Raw genomic sequence first — 16,118 nt, 5'->3', positions numbered from 1 at the left:
CATCCGGCGCGGGCTGAACGAATGGCGCCTATTGAAGCACGGCGCCGCGACACGACAAGGCTGGCATGGCTTCACTGAACGACGGGTTTGACCTCGCCCTTGCCGACCGCCTCCAGGCGTTCGAGCAGGGTCGGCCAGTCGACCCGGCGGTTGTAGCCGACCACGTCCAGGTGCGGCACGCCCGCACCCTGGACGATGGTGAAGCCCTGGTTCTTGGCCGGTCCCAGGCCGCCCATATGACAGACCTCGTCGGCGAGGCGGCAGGCGATGCCGATGCGGGCATAGCCGAAGTCGTCGAAGAAGCCGATCAGGCGGTCCTGCAGGCTGCCGGCGAAGGAGGAGTCGCCGACGCTGGACAGGTCCTGGACCGCGCGCTGGCTGATGCGCTGGCGCACGCCGCGGGTCTTACGCGTGTGCAGCTCGGCGTCGAAGGCGACCGGTTGCCAGTCGACCAGGCGCAGTTGATCGATGCGCCCGTGGAGCCGGCCGGTGATGCTGCCGAAGCCGAACACGCCGGTCAGCGATTCCAGGTCGAGCTGGTCGAGGGCGAGGTCCGAGCTCAGGGTCGGCGCGACCCCGAACGGCCGCTCCATCGCCAGCGACGACACCGCGACGGTGCCGCCGAACACCTGCATGGTCAGGCCGCCGGCGAGTTCGAGCCGGTCGTCGGCATAGTGCGCTTCGGGCAGGCGGCCGCTGAGCTCGCCGGTGAAGGCCGGCCAGTCCAGGGCCTTGGACAGCTGGCCGACGTCGAGCCGGTCGAGGTTGAGGCCGAAACGCACGTCCAGGCCTTTGCCTCCGGACGGAGGACGCAGACGCAGGCCGTCGAAGCCGGCGCGGCCGCCGAGCATCGGCAGCGACACCGCTCGGTTCAGGCGCAACTCGCCGTCGCCGCTGGAAAACGGCAGGCGCACCGCGCCGAAATCGAGCCCGTACAACTCGCCGCTGCGCCAACTCAATTCGCTGTCGACCGCGGTGTCGGCGGAGTAACTGACCGTGCCGTCGAGACCGTCGAAACGGAACCGCCCCTGGGCATCGTTCATCGACGCGTCGATCAGGGTCGCTTCGGCCATCTCCAGCTCGTCGCCGCTCATGCGCAGCCGTACCTGCGCCGCACCGGTCAGTTCGAGTTTGGCCAGGCCCGCCAGACCGAGGAAACCCGACAGATAGCCGTCGCGCAGCGGCGCGAGGTCGACGCTGCGCAGATTCAGATCGAGCGCGGCCAGCCCTGCGTCCGGGGTCAGCGCGGCGCTGCCGTCGACGGCGAGGATGCCGTCGTCGCGCCACGACAACCGCGGCAACCGCCAGCCCTCGCCGGTTTGCCGGGTCGCTTCGATCCGCAGCGCCACCGGCCGCCGTTGCAACGAAACATAGGCATTGCCGAACAACAGCTCGCCGCCTTCGAGACGACCGTCGACGAGGACGCGGTCGCCGTTGCCCAGCTCGCTGTCGATCCGCAGTCGCGCGCCGAGATTTTCGGCGGCGATCGAGCCGTCCGGGGTATCCAGTGCGCCGCCGCTGAGACGCAAGGGGCCGGCGATGCGCAACGGCTGCCGCGCCGACGTGGCGATGTCGAGACGGCCGTCGAGCGTGCCGCCCTTGATCCGCCCGTCCGGCCAGGCCTGCGCGACCAGGGCCTGGGCCCAGGCCAGCGGCACCCGGGCGAGATCGATCCGGGTCAGGTCGGGCGCGGCCGCGTCGCGGTGCAGCGACAGCACGCTGGCGCCCTGGCTCAGGCGCGCGTCGGTGGTGGCGACGCCCAGGTCCAGCGCCAGCCGCAGGGGCCGGCCCCCGCCGCCGCGCAACTCGCCGTCGCAACGCCAACCGCCGCGGCCGTCGCGCTGCAGCGGGCACCGCCAGAGCACGTCGCGGTAGCGATAGCCCAGGTCCGGGGCGACCACCCGGCCGGCCTGCAACTGCAACTCGCCCTGCGCGGCCCGGGCCGGCCAGGACAGCCGCACCCGCACGTCTTCGAGCGTGGCCGCCGCGGTGCTCACCCGCGCGATCCTGGCGTTCAGCGTCGTCGCCCCAAGCTCGGCCGAGACCGCCCAGCAGGCGGGCAGCGACAAACCGATCAGGAGGCGTAACATGGTCCGCAGCATGGAAGCAGGATAGCGGGCGGAAGCGAACCGGCAATGAAGACATCCCCAGTCCCACGCATCTTGCTGGTCGAGGACGACCCGACCAGCCGCGCTTTTCTGACCGCCGCGGTCGAGGCCGTGCCGGCCGAAGTCGACGGCGTCGACAGCCTCGCCGCGGCGATGGCGCTCGGCAATGCCGAGGACTACCAATTGTGGCTGTTCGATGCCCACTTGCCCGACGGCAGCGGCATCGACCTGCTCAAGCGCCTGCGCGAGCGCCATCCCGGTACGCTCGCGGTCGCCCACACCGCCACCGGAGAAACCGAAGTCCGCGACCGGCTGATCGCCTCGGGCTTCGCCGAAGTCCTGGTGAAACCCTTGCCCGCCGCCGCAGTACGCGCCGCGGTCCGTCGCCTGCTCGGCCTCGAACACGCTGTCGCGGCGGCGCTGTCGTCGATCGACGACGACGATGCGCCGGTCTGGGACGACGAAATCGCCGCGCGCGCGCTCAACGGCAACCGCGCCCATATCGCCACCCTGCGCGAGCTGTTCACTCAGGAACTTCCGAACGCGCGGCGTTCGATTTCCAGCGCAGCCGAACTCGGCAACCTCGAGGCTTTGCGCGGCGAACTGCACAAACTGCGGGCGAGCTGCGGCTTCGTCGGCGCGGCGCGCCTGGCGCAGGCGGTGCAGGAACTGCAGACGCGGCCGGATTCGTCCTCGCTGCTGGCGCGTTTCGACCGGGCCGCGCAGGACACCATTGCCCAGCCCGCGCTCGGCTGAGCCGTTCGGCTCACGGGGCGCTTAGGTCCCGGCACCGGCTTGACGTCGCTTCAGCCCGCCGAAGGCTCAGGCGCCGTCGTCGTCTCGCCGGGGCTCGCGCTTCGGCGCCACCCGCGCCAGGTCGGCCAACAACTCCCAGGACTTCAAGCCGCGCGGCCCCAGGTGGTGCACGAGCACCGAACGCATGGCCTGGCGCAGGCCCGGCAGATCCGCCGCTTCCGGCGCGCGGTCGTCGGCGAGCGCGAGCAAGGCCCTGCCAGTGGCGGCGGCGCTGCGCTCGCCGTGGCCGCGGTCGCTGAGCATGCGGCGCGGCCCCTGCTCGGGATCGAGCCGGTAACGCGCGGCCGGATCGATCGCCACGCCCTCGGCGTCGACGCTCCAGTCGAAGCCCGAGCCGAGCGCTTCGAGCAGATCGCGCTCGAAACAGCGTAAGGTCCAGGCCAGCCCCTCGCCCTGCAAGCGCGCACGGGTGCGGCCGTAAAGCTCGTACAGTTCCGGGAACGGGTCGTTGCGCTGCAACAGGCGCAGCAACAGTTCGTTGACGTAGAAACCGGCCAGCGCGACCTCGCCGTCGAAGCGCGGCGCCGCGTCCAGGGCTTCGGCCGAGATCAGCCGGGCGAGTTCGCCGCGCACCAGCGCATCCAGGCGGATGTGCTGGAACGGTTGCAAGGCGGCGCGCAACACCTGGCGCTTCGGCCCCTGCACTCCGCGCGCGACCAGCCCGATGCGACCGTGATTCTCGCTCAGCACCTCTACCAACAGGCTGGTCTCGCGCCAGGGACGCGTGTGCAGCACGTAGGCGGATTCGGCGGTGAGGTGCATGCGATTGGGGATCGAGAATGGAAAGCCGGGAATCGGGATTGGAGCAGGAAACAAAAGCGGACGCCCGCAAACGCCGGACCGATCAAGCAGCGTAAATCGAGCGACCGAAATCCCGCGCTTGCGAATCCCGAATCCCTTTCCCGTCCCTTATTCGTACCCCAACTGCCGCAGGGCCGCTTCGTTGTCTGACCAGCCTTCGCGCACGCGCACCCAGGTTTCCAGGAAGACCTTGGAACCGAACAGCCGCTCCATCTGCACGCGCGATTTCGCGCCGATCTCGCGCAGGCGCGCACCGGCCTTGCCGATCACGATCGCCTTCTGGCCGTCGCGCTCAACCCAGATCACCGCGCCGATGCGCAGCAGCTCGCCGTCGACGACGAAGCGTTCGATCTCGACCGTGGTCGCGTACGGCAGCTCTTCGCCGAGCTGGCGCATGAGTTGTTCGCGGACCATCTCGCCGGCGAGAAAACGCTGGCTCTTGTCGGTGATTTCGTCTTCGCCGTACAGCGCTTGCTGTTCGGGCAACAACGACAAAACGGTCTTGACCAGAGCGTCCAATCCCTTGCCCTTGAGCGCCGAGATCGGATGCACGCTGGCGAAGTCGCGGCCTTCGCTGACTTTCGCCAGATACGGCAGCAGCACGGTCTTGTCGGTGATGCGGTCGACCTGGTTGACCACCAGCACCACCGGCAGGCCGGCGCCGCGCAGGGCGTCGAAAGCGAGAGTGTCCTCGTCGTCCCATTGCCCGGCGCGCACCACCAGCAAGGCCGCATCGACGCCTTCGAGGGCGCCGCGCGCGGCGCGGTTCATCATCCGGTTCATCGCCCGCTTCTGCTCGCGGTGGATGCCGGGGGTGTCGACCAGCAGCAGCTGGCCTTCGGGAAAGGTGGCGATGCCGAGCAGGCGATGGCGGGTGGTCTGCGGGCGCGGCGAGACGATGCTGACCTTGGCCCCGACCAGGGCGTTGACGAGGGTGGATTTGCCGACGTTGGGACGGCCGATGACGGCGACGTGGCCGGCGCGATGCGAAGAGGAAGTCATGGGCGAATTGTCCGCCTGGGCGGCGGGAACAGCAAATCGGACGCGGGGACGCAAAGCGTCATGCCGCGACCCAAGCGCGCTTGACTAGTTCGGACGGAACCCGGCCCCGGCCCGGCCTCCACGCTGCTCAAGTCCCGAGTCCCGAGTCCCGAGTCCCCGATCCGGCCCGCACCGTCCCGAACCTCAATCCGCCTTGAGCTGCCGCAGCACGTCCTCGGCGGCGATCTGCTCGGCGGCGCGGCGCGAGCCGGCCTCGCCCACCGCGCTGAGCGGCGGCTGGGTCAATACACAGCTGACCTGGAAGGTCTTTGCGTGGTCTTCGCCGCTTTCGGCGATCAGGGTGTACAGCGGCAACGGCTTCTGCCGGCCCTGCAGCCATTCCTGCAGCCGGGTCTTGGCGTCCTTGCCGACCTTGTGGGGCGGCGGCAGCGCGTCCATCGCCGCGGCGAACCAGGGCAGGACATGGGCGCGGCAGGCCTCGAAACCGGCGTCGAGGTAGATCGCCGCGACCACCGCTTCGAGAGCATCGGCGAGGATCGAGTCGCGACGGTGGCCGCCGGACTTCATTTCGCCGGGGCCGAGGGTCAGTTTCGCACCGAGTTCGAGCGTGCGCGCGATCGGCGCCAAGGCCGATTCGCGCACCAGCTCGGCACGGGCGCGGGTCAACGCACCCTCGTCGGCCTGCGGCCAGCGCTGGTACAGCGCCTCGGCCACCATCAGATTCACCAGCGCATCGCCCAGGAACTCGAGGCGCTCGTTATGCGGCGCCCCGGCGCTTCGATGGGTCAGGGCCTGATCGAGCAATCCCGGGTTCGCGAAGCGATGCGTGAATGGATCAGTCACCGTCTTTCGAACGCAACTGCTGCACCGCATGGAAGTGGCCGACCACGTCGAGGTTGGCGATCAAGGGACGGCGCACTTCGTAGTCCACGGTGATTTCCATGCCCTCGTCGTTGCGCACGATCTTGAAATTCGCCGGCTTCACGCTTTCGACATAACTCATGTCCATGCGGCGGAAGAACAGGTTGCGGGCCTTGGCGCTGTCCATCTGCCCGGCGCCCGGCTCCTTGGCCAGGTCCGCCAACGAACGTTTGACCGAGTAGAACTCCGAGTACATCGGCACCAGCTTCATGCCCATGTAGGCGAATACGCCGACCACGGCCAGCAGGATGATGAACCCGATCAGGGTGATGCCGCTCTGGTTACGCTTCATGCCTTCGATCCCCAATTGATCAATATGCCGGGTCCGGGGGCGCTCGATGCACCCGCGAACCCCGTCCCCATCCGCAGCGGCGTGGGGCCGTTACGGAATGCTGCTGCCGATGCGCGAGAAATCCACGCCCCCATCGAAGTTCATCCAGATCAGGAACGCCTTGCCGCGCAGGTTGCGCTCCGGCAGGAAGCCCCAGTATCGGCTGTCCTCGCTGTTGTCGCGATTGTCGCCCATCACAAAATACTCGCCCTGCGGCACCACCCACTCGCCCTCGCCCTGGTCCAGCAACGGCGATTCGGCGCGCAGCAGGATGCGGTGGACGTGCTTGCCGACCTGCTCGCGCAGCTCCTGGGCGCCGGTCATCTCGGTACCGTTGCCGCGGCCCTGGTAGGTGCCGATCGGGGCGTACAGGATCGGCTCGCCGTTCACGGTCAGGCGGCCGTCGCGGTAGCTGACCTTGTCGCCCGGCAGGCCGATGATGCGCTTGATCCAGTCCTGCTCGGGGTGGTGCGGCGGGCGGAACACGACCACGTCGCCGCGTTCGGGCTCGCCCATCGCCAGGACCTTGCGGTTGGTGATCGGCAGGCGCAGGCCATAGGTGAACTTGTTGACCAGGATGAAGTCGCCGGTCAGCAGGGTCGGCATCATCGAGTTCGAGGGAATCCGGAACGGCTCGGCGATGAAGCTGCGCAGGATCAGCACCACGAACAGGACCGGGAAGAACGCCTTCGAATAATCGACGACGATCGGCTCCTTGCCGTCGTCGAGCAGGCCCTCGCGCGCGGCGCGGCGCTTGGCCAGGACCAGCTTGTCGAGCAGCCAGACGACGCCGGTGAATATGGTCAGCGACACCAGTGCGATTTCAAACCAACGCATTGCCGTTTCCTTGCGGTGTGGTGAGCCGGAGCCGAGAGCCGCAGCGAGCGGGCCGAAGGTGGTGCGCGACCGGACCGTGACGGCTCCATCGCGTTGCGCCTGCGCCTACCGCTGCCTGCCCCCGCCGTCCGATGATATTGCGGAAACTCCCTGGCGACCTTCGCGACCGCCCGGCCCGTATCGGGCACGGCCGCGGTCGCTCGCCCCCATCCCTTTCCCGCCGTTCGCCTACTTGTCGCCGGTCGACAGCACCGCGAGGAAGGCTTCCTGCGGAATCTCCACCCGACCGACCTGCTTCATACGCTTCTTGCCCTCTTTCTGTTTCTCGAGGAGCTTCTTCTTGCGGCTGATGTCGCCACCATAACATTTGGCCAAAACGTTCTTGCGCATCGCCTTGACCGTGCTGCGGGCGATGATCTGCGAGCCGATAGCGGCCTGGATGGCGACGTCGAACATCTGCCGCGGAATCAGGTCCTTCATCTTCTCGCACAACTCGCGGCCGCGCCGGTCGGCATGGCTGCGGTGGACGATGATCGACAGCGCATCGACCTTGTCGCCATTGATCAGCGTGTCCACACGCACGAACGGGCCTTCCTGGAAACGCAGGAAGTGGTAATCCAGCGAGGCGTAGCCGCGCGAGACCGACTTGAGCTTGTCGAAGAAGTCCAGCACCACCTCGGCCATCGGCAACTCGTAGCTGATCTGCACCTGGCTGGCCATGTAGGTGATGCCGATCTGCACGCCGCGCTTTTCCTCGCACAACTTGATCACGTTGCCGATGTAGTCCGGCGGGGTGAGGATGTTGGCGCGGATCACCGGCTCGCGGATCTCCTGGACCAGGTTCAACTGCGGCAGCTTGGCCGGGTTGTCCATCGGGATCACGGTGCCGTCGGTCTTGAGCACTTCGTAGATCACCGTCGGCGCGGTGCTGATCAGATTGAGATCGTATTCGCGCTCCAGGCGCTCCTGCACGATCTCCATGTGCAGCATGCCGAGGAAGCCGCAGCGGAAACCGAAGCCCATGGCCTCGGAGCTCTCCGGCTCGAAACGCAGCGCGGCGTCGTTGAGGCGCAGCTTTTCCAGGGCTTCGCGCAGCGCCGGGTAGTCCTCGGCGTCGACCGGGAACAGGCCGGCGAACACGCGCGGCTGCATTTCCTGGAAGCCCGGCAGCGGCTTGGGCGCGGGATCGCTGGCCAGGGTCAGGGTGTCGCCGACCGGCGCGCCGTGGACGTCCTTGATGCTGGCGTTGATCCAGCCCACTTCGCCGGCCCCGAGCTTGCTCAGGTCCTTGCGCTTGGGGGTGAACACGCCGACCTTGTCGACCAGATGGGTGCGGCCGGTCGACATGACCAGGATCTTGCTGCCCGGGACGATCTCGCCCTGCATGACCCGCACCAGCGAGACCACGCCGAGATAGTTGTCGAACCAGGAATCGATGATCAGCGCCTGCAGCTTGTCGGTGTCGCGCGGCTTCGGCGGCGGAATGCGCTTGACGATCGCCTCCAGCACCAGGTCGACGTTGAGGCCGGTCTTGGCGCTGATCGCCACCGCGTCCTCGGCATCGATCCCGATCACCGCTTCGATCTCGGCCTTGGCGCGGTCGACATCGGCGGTCGGCAGGTCGATCTTGTTGAGCACCGGCACCACTTCCAGGCCCTGCTCCACCGCGGTGTAGCAGTTGGCTACCGACTGCGCTTCCACGCCCTGGGCGGCGTCGACGACCAGCAGGGCGCCTTCGCAGGCGGCCAGCGAGCGGCTGACTTCGTAGCTGAAGTCCACGTGGCCCGGGGTGTCGATGAAGTTGAGCTGGTAGACCTGTCCGTCCTTGGCCTTGTACGGCAGGGATACGGACTGCGCCTTGATGGTGATGCCGCGTTCGCGCTCGATCGGATTCGAGTCGAGCACCTGCGCTTCCATCTCGCGCGCTTCGAGACCTCCGCACAGCTGGATGATGCGGTCGGCGAGCGTCGACTTGCCATGGTCGACGTGGGCGATGATCGAGAAGTTTCTGATGTGTTGCATGCGGGGCGACACGGAGCTCGCCGGTTCCAGGAAAATTAACGGGAGATTATCGCATAGGCCCCGGCATTGACGGCAGGTCCGCGCCGCGCCGGCCCGCGCCGCCCAGAAAGGCCCTCAGGCCCCAGCCGGCCGTGGGACGGCAAAAGCGCGCCGACGCCCCTGAGCCGGCGGACGCGCAGGCGCGCCCAAGCCGGACCCGACGACCGGAGTCCGGCCCGAGGCCGCCCGAGGGCGCTACGGGCCAGGCTCGGGCTCGGGCTAAGCGGCCGAGCTTACTTCTCCTCGCCGACCTGGACCGCGATGAACTGGGTCGCGTTGCCGCGGCGGACCAGCAGCATCACGGTCTGGCCCGGCTTGGTGCCGGCCAAGGCGCGATCCAGGGCCGCGACGCTGCCGACCTGGGTCCGGCCGACCGAAAGGATGACGTCGCCCGGGCGCACCCCGGCCTCGCCCGCGGCGTCGCCCGGATCGCGCACCACCACGCCCTCGCCGGCCTTGATGCCGAGGCGCTGGCGGGTCGCCGCGTCGACGTCCTGGGTCACCAGGCCGAGCGGATTGCCGTTGGCGCGCGGCGCGGTCGACTCGCCCGGACGCGCCGGCCGGTCGCCACCGGTCAAGCCCGAGGCGGCACCGCTGTCCAGTTCGCTGACCGCGACCGTGAGCTCGACATTCTTGCCGTCGCGGAACACGCCCAGCTTCGCCTTGGAACCCGGAGGCAGATTGCCGATCAGCGGCGGCAGGTCGCTGGACTCGTGGACCGGCGTGCCGTTGACCGAGCGGATGACGTCGCCCGGCACCACGCCGGCCTTGGCCGCGGGGCCGCCTTCGAGCACCTGGTTGACGAGCGCGCCGCTGCTGTCGGGCAGGCCGAAGCCGGCGACCTTTTCGCTGGTGAGCGGCTCGACCACCACGCCCAGCTGGCCGCGGCTGACCTTGCCGGTCGCACGCAGTTGCTCGGCCGAGTTCATCGCCACGTCGATCGGGATCGCGAAGCTCACCCCCATGTAGCCGCCGGAGTTCGAGAAGATCTGCGAATTGATCCCGACCACCTCGCCGCTGGTATTGAGCAGCGGACCGCCCGAGTTGCCCTGGTTGATGGCGACGTCGGTCTGGATGAAGGGCACGTAGCGCTGATCGGCATAGGGGTTGGCGCGCCCGACCGCGCTGACGATGCCGGCGGTGACCGAATGGTCGAGCCCGAACGGCGAACCGATCGCGACCACCCACTGCCCGGCCTTGGTCTGGCCGGCACCGGCGGCGCGCAGGAACGGCAGGCCCTTGGCGTCGATCTTGAGCAGGGCCACGTCCGACTGCTCGTCGCTACCGATCACCTTGGCCTTGAGCTCGCGGCGGTCGGCCAGCTTGACCGTGACCGTGTCGGCGCCGTCGACGACGTGATGGTTGGTCAGCACGTAACCGTCCTGCGAGATCAGGAAACCGCTGCCCATCGAACGCCCGCCGCGCGGCTGGCGCGGGCCCGGCCCGGGCATGCCCGGCATGCCCTCCGGGCCGAAGAAGCGGCGGAAGAACTCGGGAATCTGGTCTTCGTCCGGCATGCCGCCGCGCGCCACCCGCTTGGGGGCGACCTCGGCGCTGATGTTGACCACCGCCGGGCCGACCCGCTGCACGAGGTTGGTGAAATCGGGCAGGCCGGCGACCAGGGGCGCGGCCGGCGTCGCCGACGGCGGCGGCGCGATCGGGGTAGTCGGCGCCTGCGCCGTACAGGCCACCGGCAGCGCGGCGATGATCGCGCCGACGAGGGCCAGGGAATGCAGCGGACGGCTGCCGGCTGCGGTGCTCTTCGGAAGGCTGTTCATCAGGGGACGGGTCATGGGAGCGGCCTCGAAACGACGTGGATTTTCCGGGAAAAAGACGACAGGTCGCCTTGCGCGGCGGAGCCGCGCATTCGACGAAAGGGGGCTGCCGGGCCGCAACGACCGCGGCAGGCAGGACAAATCAGTGCCGGGCGAACCAGGGACTGACGAATCAGGGCTGGGGCTGCGGCCGTTGCGTGGCCTGCGAGCGCGCCCTGACCTCTTCGGCCTGGGTGGCCGGCTCGAAGGGATAGAACGACTGCGAGTCGCCGCTGCCGCCGTAGCCGGCGGTATAGCTGCTGCCGCCCGAGTAATTCGGCAGCACCGCGCGCGGCCACGGACGCGCCGCGGACGCTTCGCTCGCCTGCGGCCGGAACGGATTGGCGTGGATGGCCTCCGGCAGCGGGGAGGCGCTGGCGACCGCCGCGACCTGCACCGGCGCCTCGGCCGAACGTTCGGAAGCGCGCAGCGCGGCGCGCTGGCTTTGGCCGCGCGAACGGCGCTCGGCCAGCCGGCGCGGGATTTCGGCGACCGCGACCGCGCCGGCCAGCGCCGAAGCGTCGCCGGAGGTCAGCGCCTGAGGTTGTGCGGGGTCGGCCTGGACCGGCGCCGCAGCCAAAGCCCCCGGCACCTGCCCGGCCGGCACCTGCTCGACCGAAGCCGGCACCGCCGGCGCTTGGCCGGCCGGAGCGCTTTGCGCCGCGACCTGGGCCGGGTCGGCCGCCACGCCGGTCGAATCGTTGGAGAACGGACGCGCCACGAACAAGGCCGCCACCGCGACCGAGGCCGCCAGGGCGCCGCCGATCCAGCTGCGGCGCGAGCCGCCGGCCCGTCGCGGCACGATGCCGGTCCCGGCCTTGCCGACCAACGAGGCTTCCTGCGAACGCAGCACCGCCGCCTCGGCGGCGATCGCCGCGGCCACGCGCCCGGCGAAATCGTGCCCGGCCGCGCCGCTGACCTTGCCGCGCAGCACGTCGCCGCACAGTTGCCAGCGGCCGCAGGTGTCGCGCCACTGCACATCGTGACCGAGCCGCTTCAGCGCGAAGCGCGCGGCGTCGCCATCGAGCTCGCCGTCGAACAGCGCGCTCAGGTTTTCGCGATCATCGCCATGGAGGGTAGTAGACGTCATCAGTGGGCGCGCTCCCGGGTGTCTTGATTGTCCAGCAAAGGCCGAAGTTCGGTGTCGATCGCCTCGCGGGCGCGGAAGATCCGCGAACGCACGGTGCCGATCGGGCAAGCCATCTTCTGCGCGATTTCCTCGTAGCTCAGGCCGTCCACCTCGCGCAAGGTGATGGCGGCCCGCAATTCTTCCGGCAGCGAATCCACCACCCGCATCACCGTGCGCTCGATCTCCTGGCGCAGCAATTCGTGCTCCGGGGTATCGGTGTCGCGCAGGCGGATGCCGGTATCGAACTGCTCGGCGTCGCCGGCGTCGATGTCGTCGGTGGGCGGCCTGCGGTTCTGGGCAACCAGATAGTTTTTGGCGGTATTCACGGCGATCCGGTGCAACCACGTATAGAACTGGGCGTCGCCGCGGAAATTCGCCATCGCGCGGTAAGCGCGGATGAAGGTTTCCTGGGCCACGTCCTGGCATTCGCTCCAGTCGGGGATGTAGCGCCCGATCAACGCGGTGATCCGATGCTGGTACTTGCGCACCAAGGCATCGAACGCCGCGCTGTCGCCACGCTGGACACGCCTGACCAGCTCCTGGTCCAACTCATTCTCGGCCATGCCGCGCCGGCACTCCTGTCAGCTCGGCAATAGCCGAACAATGGGACAACCCTGTCGGGGGAAAAGTTCAATCGCGGCATTAATGGGGCCGCCGGCGGTCGCCCGCAACCGCCAAGTGTCACATGACGGCCCCGGGGGCTGTCGACACGGGCGGATTTGACGGCAGTGAAACAAGATCGGGATGATAGCGGCTTCCCATACCTGAACGGATGGTGCGGCATGACTGCAGCCCTCGACGGCCTCCCCGCTTTTGACGGGCTCCGCGCCCGCCATTGGCACACCGAATTACGCGAGGACGGCGTACTGGTGCTCTCGTTCGACCGCGAAGGATCGCCGGTCAACACCTTCGCCCAGGAAGTGCTGATCGAACTCGACGGCCTGCTGGAGCGCCTCGCCCTGGACCCGCCCAAGGGCCTGGTGCTGCGCTCGGCCAAGAGCAGCGGCTTCGTCGCCGGCGCCGACATCAAGGAATTCCAGAGTTTCGACGAGAAGGGCACGGTCGGCGACGCGATCCGCCGCGGCCAGCAGGTGTTCCAGCGCCTGGCCGAACTGCCCTGCCCTACGGTCGCGGCGATCCACGGCTTCTGCATGGGCGGCGGCACCGAGATCGCCCTGGCCTGCCGTTACCGCGTCGCCAGCAGCGATGCCTCGACCCGGATCGGCCTGCCCGAGGTGAAGCTCGGCATCTACCCGGGCTGGGGCGGCAGCGTGCGCCTGCCGCCGCTGGTCGGCGCGCCGGCCGCGTTCGACATGATGCTGACCGGCCGCACCCTGTCGGCCTCGGCCGCGCGCGCGATCGGCCTGGTCGACAAGGTCGCCGAGCCCGCGGTGCTGATCGACACCGCCGCCGGCATCGCCCTGCGCGGCGCCGAGCGCCCGTTCAAGCAGCGTTTCATGGGCTGGGCCAGCAATACCTGGCCGGCGCGCAAGATCCTCGCGCCGATGCTCGTCAAGCAAGTCGCCCGCAAGGCGCGCAAGGAGCACTACCCCGCGCCGTACGCGCTGATCTCGACCTGGGAGCGCACCGGCGGCGGCGTGCAGGCCAAGCTCGCCGCCGAACGCAAGTCGGTGGTCAAGCTGTCCGGTACACCGACCGCGCGCAACCTGATCCGGGTGTTCTTCCTGCAGGAGCGGCTCAAGGGCCAGGGCGGCAAGGAGCACGGCATCAAGCACGTGCACGTGGTCGGCGCCGGCGTGATGGGCGGCGACATCGCCGCGTGGTCGGCCTACAAGGGCTTCGAGGTCACCCTGTCCGATCGCGAGCAGCGCTTCATCGACGGCGCCCTCGAACGCGCTCAGGAGTTGTTCGCCAAGAAGATCAAGGACGAGGCCAAGCGCCCGGCCGTGGCCGCGCGCCTCAAGGGCGACCTCGGCGGCGAAGGCGCCGACTTGGCCGACCTGGTGATCGAGGCGATCATCGAAAAGCCCGAAGCCAAGCGCGAGTTGTACGACCAGGTCGAGCCGCGCATGAAGCCCGATGCGCTGCTGACCACCAACACCTCGTCGATTCCGCTCGACGAACTGCGCGAACACATCCGCCGGCCGGCCCAGTTCGGCGGCCTGCATTACTTCAACCCGGTGGCGCTGATGCCGTTGGTGGAAATCATCCGCCACGATCGCATGGCGCCGGACACCGAGCAGCGTCTGGCCGCGTTCTGCAAGGCGATCGACAAGCTGCCGGTGCCGGTCGCCGGCACCCCGGGCTTCCTGGTCAACCGCGTGCTGTTCCCGTATATGCTCGAAGCCGGCACCGCCTTCGCCGAAGGCATCCCGGGTCCAGCGATCGACAAGGCCGCGGTCAAGTTCGGCATGCCGATGGGCCCGATCGAGTTGATCGACACCGTCGGCCTGGACGTCGCCGCCGGCGTCGGCGCCGAACTTGCGCCCTTCCTCGGCCTGACCGTGCCGCCGGCATTGAGCAACGTCGAGCCGGGCAAGCGCGGCAAGAAGGACGGCCAGGGCCTGTACAAGTGGGAGAACGGCCGCGCCCAGAAGCCGGAGCTGCCGAAGGACTACAAGGCCCCAAGCGATCTCGAAGACCGCCTGATCCTGCCGCTGATCAACGAAGCGGTGGCCTGCCTGCACGATGGCGTGGTCAGCGACGGCGACCTGCTCGACGCCGGCGTGATCTTCGGCACCGGCTTCGCCCCGTTCCGCGGCGGCCCGATCCAGTACGTCCGCGAAAACGGCCCCGACGCCGTGCTCGCCCGCCTCAAGCAACTGCAAGCCCGCTATGGCGACCGCTTCGCCCCCCGCCCCGGCTGGGATTCGCCGTTGTTGCGCAAATAAGCGCGCCACCGCACCTGCGACGAAGAAGCCGCGCCCCGCGCGGCTTCTTCGTTTTTAGTTCCCAGTTTCTTGCCGTTGCCGTTGCCGTTGCCGCAGAGATGTCGCCTTGCTGCGGCTGTGCGCCGCCTCGGACTAGCGAAGGCAATCGACGACCCGGAGGGCGGCCCGCAGGGATGCGGGCCGTTTTTCATCGGGACGGGGATGCCCCGTATGAAAAGTCCCCGCGTCGGCGCCGATCGTGCGGGCTGGCGATTCAAAACAAAGCACTTTTCTTTGGTTACCTTTCTTTTGTTGCTTTAGACAAAAGAAAGTAACCCGCCGCTTTAGTGGCGGAAGCTTTGGGTTTGATCTTGATCTTGCGAGGCGCCGCAAGACCGCAGCAGCGATGTCGCGGCTTGCGCCGCTCCTACCCGGGCGAAAGTACGCCGCCCCGATGGATGGCGTGGGCGTTGTTTTCTCCGCGCGTCCCATAGTCGCGACTCACGTCGCTCCTACAGGGAGGGCGTCGGCGCGAACCGATGCACTATTGCCGGCCTTCGCCTCGGCTTGGCGTCGCCGAGCACTCGCGAAGGCAATCGACGACCCGGAGGGCGGCCCGCAGGGATGCGGGCCGTTTTTCATCGGGACAGGGATGTACCGTATGAAAAATCCCCGCGTCGGCGCCGATCGTGCGGGCTGGTGATTCAAAACAAAGCACTTTTCTTTGGTTACCTTTCTTTTGTTGCTTTAGACAAAAGAAAGTAACCCGCCGCTTTAGTGGCGGAAGCTTTGGGTTTGATCTTGATCTTGATCTAGATTTTAGAAAGAAACGCCGCAAGACCGTCACGGCGATGTCGCGGCTTGCGCCGCTCCTACCCTGGCGAACGCACGCCGCTTCGACAAAGGACGACGGCCCTGCCGTGTCTGTGCGTTCCGTGGTCGCGACGCACGTCGCTCCTACAGGGAGGGCGTCGGCGCGAACCGATGCACTATTGCCGGCCTTCGCCTCGGCTTGGCGTCGCCGAGCACTCGCGAAGGCAATCGACGACCCGGAGGGCGGCCCGCAGGGATGCGGGCCGTTTTTCATCGGGACAGGGATGTCCCGTATGAAAATCCCCGCGTCGGCGCCGATCGTGCGGGCTGGTGATTCAAAACAAAGCACTTTTCTTTGGTTACCTTTCTTTTGTTGCTTTAGACAAAAGAAAGTAACCCGCCGCTTTAGTGGCGGAAGCTTTGGGTTTGATCTTGATCTTGATCTTGATCTTGATCTTGATCGAGATTTTAGAAAGAAACGCCGCAAGACCGTCACGGCGATGTCGCGGCTTGCGCCGCTCCTACCCTGGCGAACGCACGCCGCTTCGACAAAGGACGACGGCCCTGCCGTGTCTGTGCGTTCCGCGGTCGCGACTCACGTCGCTCCTACAGGGAGGGCGTCGCCGCGAACCGATGCACTATTGCCGGCCTTGG

General features: G+C 68.1%; 12 protein-coding genes. 2 read left to right on the top strand and 10 right to left on the bottom strand.

Annotated features, from left to right (window positions below; translation table 11 throughout):
- Positions 1 to 71 precede the first annotated feature (71 nt).
- On the bottom strand, positions 72 to 2,090 hold the full coding sequence (locus tag AC6CH2_RS18480) for a translocation/assembly module TamB domain-containing protein (RefSeq protein ID WP_498270462.1): 2,019 nt from the start codon (positions 2,088 to 2,090) through the stop codon (positions 72 to 74).
- 45 nt (positions 2,091 to 2,135) lie between these two features.
- Here AC6CH2_RS18480 and AC6CH2_RS18475 point away from each other — a divergent pair, with 45 nt between their 5' ends.
- Positions 2,136 to 2,864, top strand: coding sequence for a response regulator (locus tag AC6CH2_RS18475; RefSeq protein WP_498270461.1), 729 nt, complete (start codon positions 2,136 to 2,138; stop codon positions 2,862 to 2,864).
- A gap of 66 nt (positions 2,865 to 2,930) precedes the next feature.
- On the opposite strand, the gene recO is transcribed toward AC6CH2_RS18475, so the two are convergent.
- From recO to rpoE, 9 genes are all read right to left on the bottom strand, one after another.
- The gene (gene recO / locus AC6CH2_RS18470; RefSeq protein ID WP_498270460.1) at positions 2,931 to 3,686 is read right to left on the bottom strand and encodes a DNA repair protein RecO; all 756 of its coding nucleotides are present in this window, start codon (positions 3,684 to 3,686) and stop codon (positions 2,931 to 2,933) included.
- A gap of 147 nt (positions 3,687 to 3,833) precedes the next feature.
- Complete coding sequence (era, locus tag AC6CH2_RS18465) at positions 3,834 to 4,727, bottom strand: GTPase Era (protein ID WP_498270459.1); 894 nt, start codon at positions 4,725 to 4,727, stop codon at positions 3,834 to 3,836.
- A 183-nt stretch (positions 4,728 to 4,910) separates the two neighbouring features.
- Positions 4,911 to 5,600, bottom strand: a complete 690-nt coding sequence (gene rnc / locus AC6CH2_RS18460) for a ribonuclease III (protein WP_498270458.1) — start codon at positions 5,598 to 5,600, stop codon at positions 4,911 to 4,913.
- Positions 5,563 to 5,940 (bottom strand): DUF4845 domain-containing protein, encoded by a 378-nt coding sequence (locus AC6CH2_RS18455; protein ID WP_498270457.1) that lies wholly within the window; start codon positions 5,938 to 5,940, stop codon positions 5,563 to 5,565. Before AC6CH2_RS18455 ends, rnc begins: the two co-directional genes overlap by 38 nt.
- Before the next feature lie 90 nt (positions 5,941 to 6,030).
- Positions 6,031 to 6,816, bottom strand: a complete 786-nt coding sequence (gene lepB / locus AC6CH2_RS18450; RefSeq protein ID WP_498270456.1) for a signal peptidase I — start codon at positions 6,814 to 6,816, stop codon at positions 6,031 to 6,033.
- 228 nt (positions 6,817 to 7,044) lie between these two features.
- On the bottom strand, positions 7,045 to 8,838 hold the full coding sequence (gene lepA, locus AC6CH2_RS18445; protein ID WP_435397083.1) for a translation elongation factor 4: 1,794 nt from the start codon (positions 8,836 to 8,838) through the stop codon (positions 7,045 to 7,047).
- A 272-nt stretch (positions 8,839 to 9,110) separates the two neighbouring features.
- A complete protein-coding gene (locus AC6CH2_RS18440) occupies positions 9,111 to 10,655 on the bottom strand; it encodes a DegQ family serine endoprotease (protein WP_498270586.1) in 1,545 nt (514 codons plus the stop codon).
- 169 nt (positions 10,656 to 10,824) lie between these two features.
- Entirely contained in the window at positions 10,825 to 11,781 is a 957-nt protein-coding gene (locus tag AC6CH2_RS18435; RefSeq protein ID WP_498270455.1) for a sigma-E factor negative regulatory protein, read from the bottom strand.
- On the bottom strand, positions 11,781 to 12,383 hold the full coding sequence (gene rpoE / locus AC6CH2_RS18430) for an RNA polymerase sigma factor RpoE (protein WP_031373660.1): 603 nt from the start codon (positions 12,381 to 12,383) through the stop codon (positions 11,781 to 11,783). The genes AC6CH2_RS18435 and rpoE overlap by 1 nt, the downstream gene beginning before the upstream one ends.
- 219 nt (positions 12,384 to 12,602) lie before the next feature.
- Here rpoE and AC6CH2_RS18425 point away from each other — a divergent pair, with 219 nt between their 5' ends.
- Entirely contained in the window at positions 12,603 to 14,672 is a 2,070-nt protein-coding gene (locus AC6CH2_RS18425) for a 3-hydroxyacyl-CoA dehydrogenase NAD-binding domain-containing protein (protein WP_498270454.1), read from the top strand.
- Positions 14,673 to 16,118: the final 1,446 nt, after the last annotated feature.

It is taken from the genome of Lysobacter sp. GQ73 (genome assembly GCF_059758755.1).
Note: the sequence above shows the minus strand (reverse complement) of the source record. Positions and strands in the feature narration are given on the sequence as shown.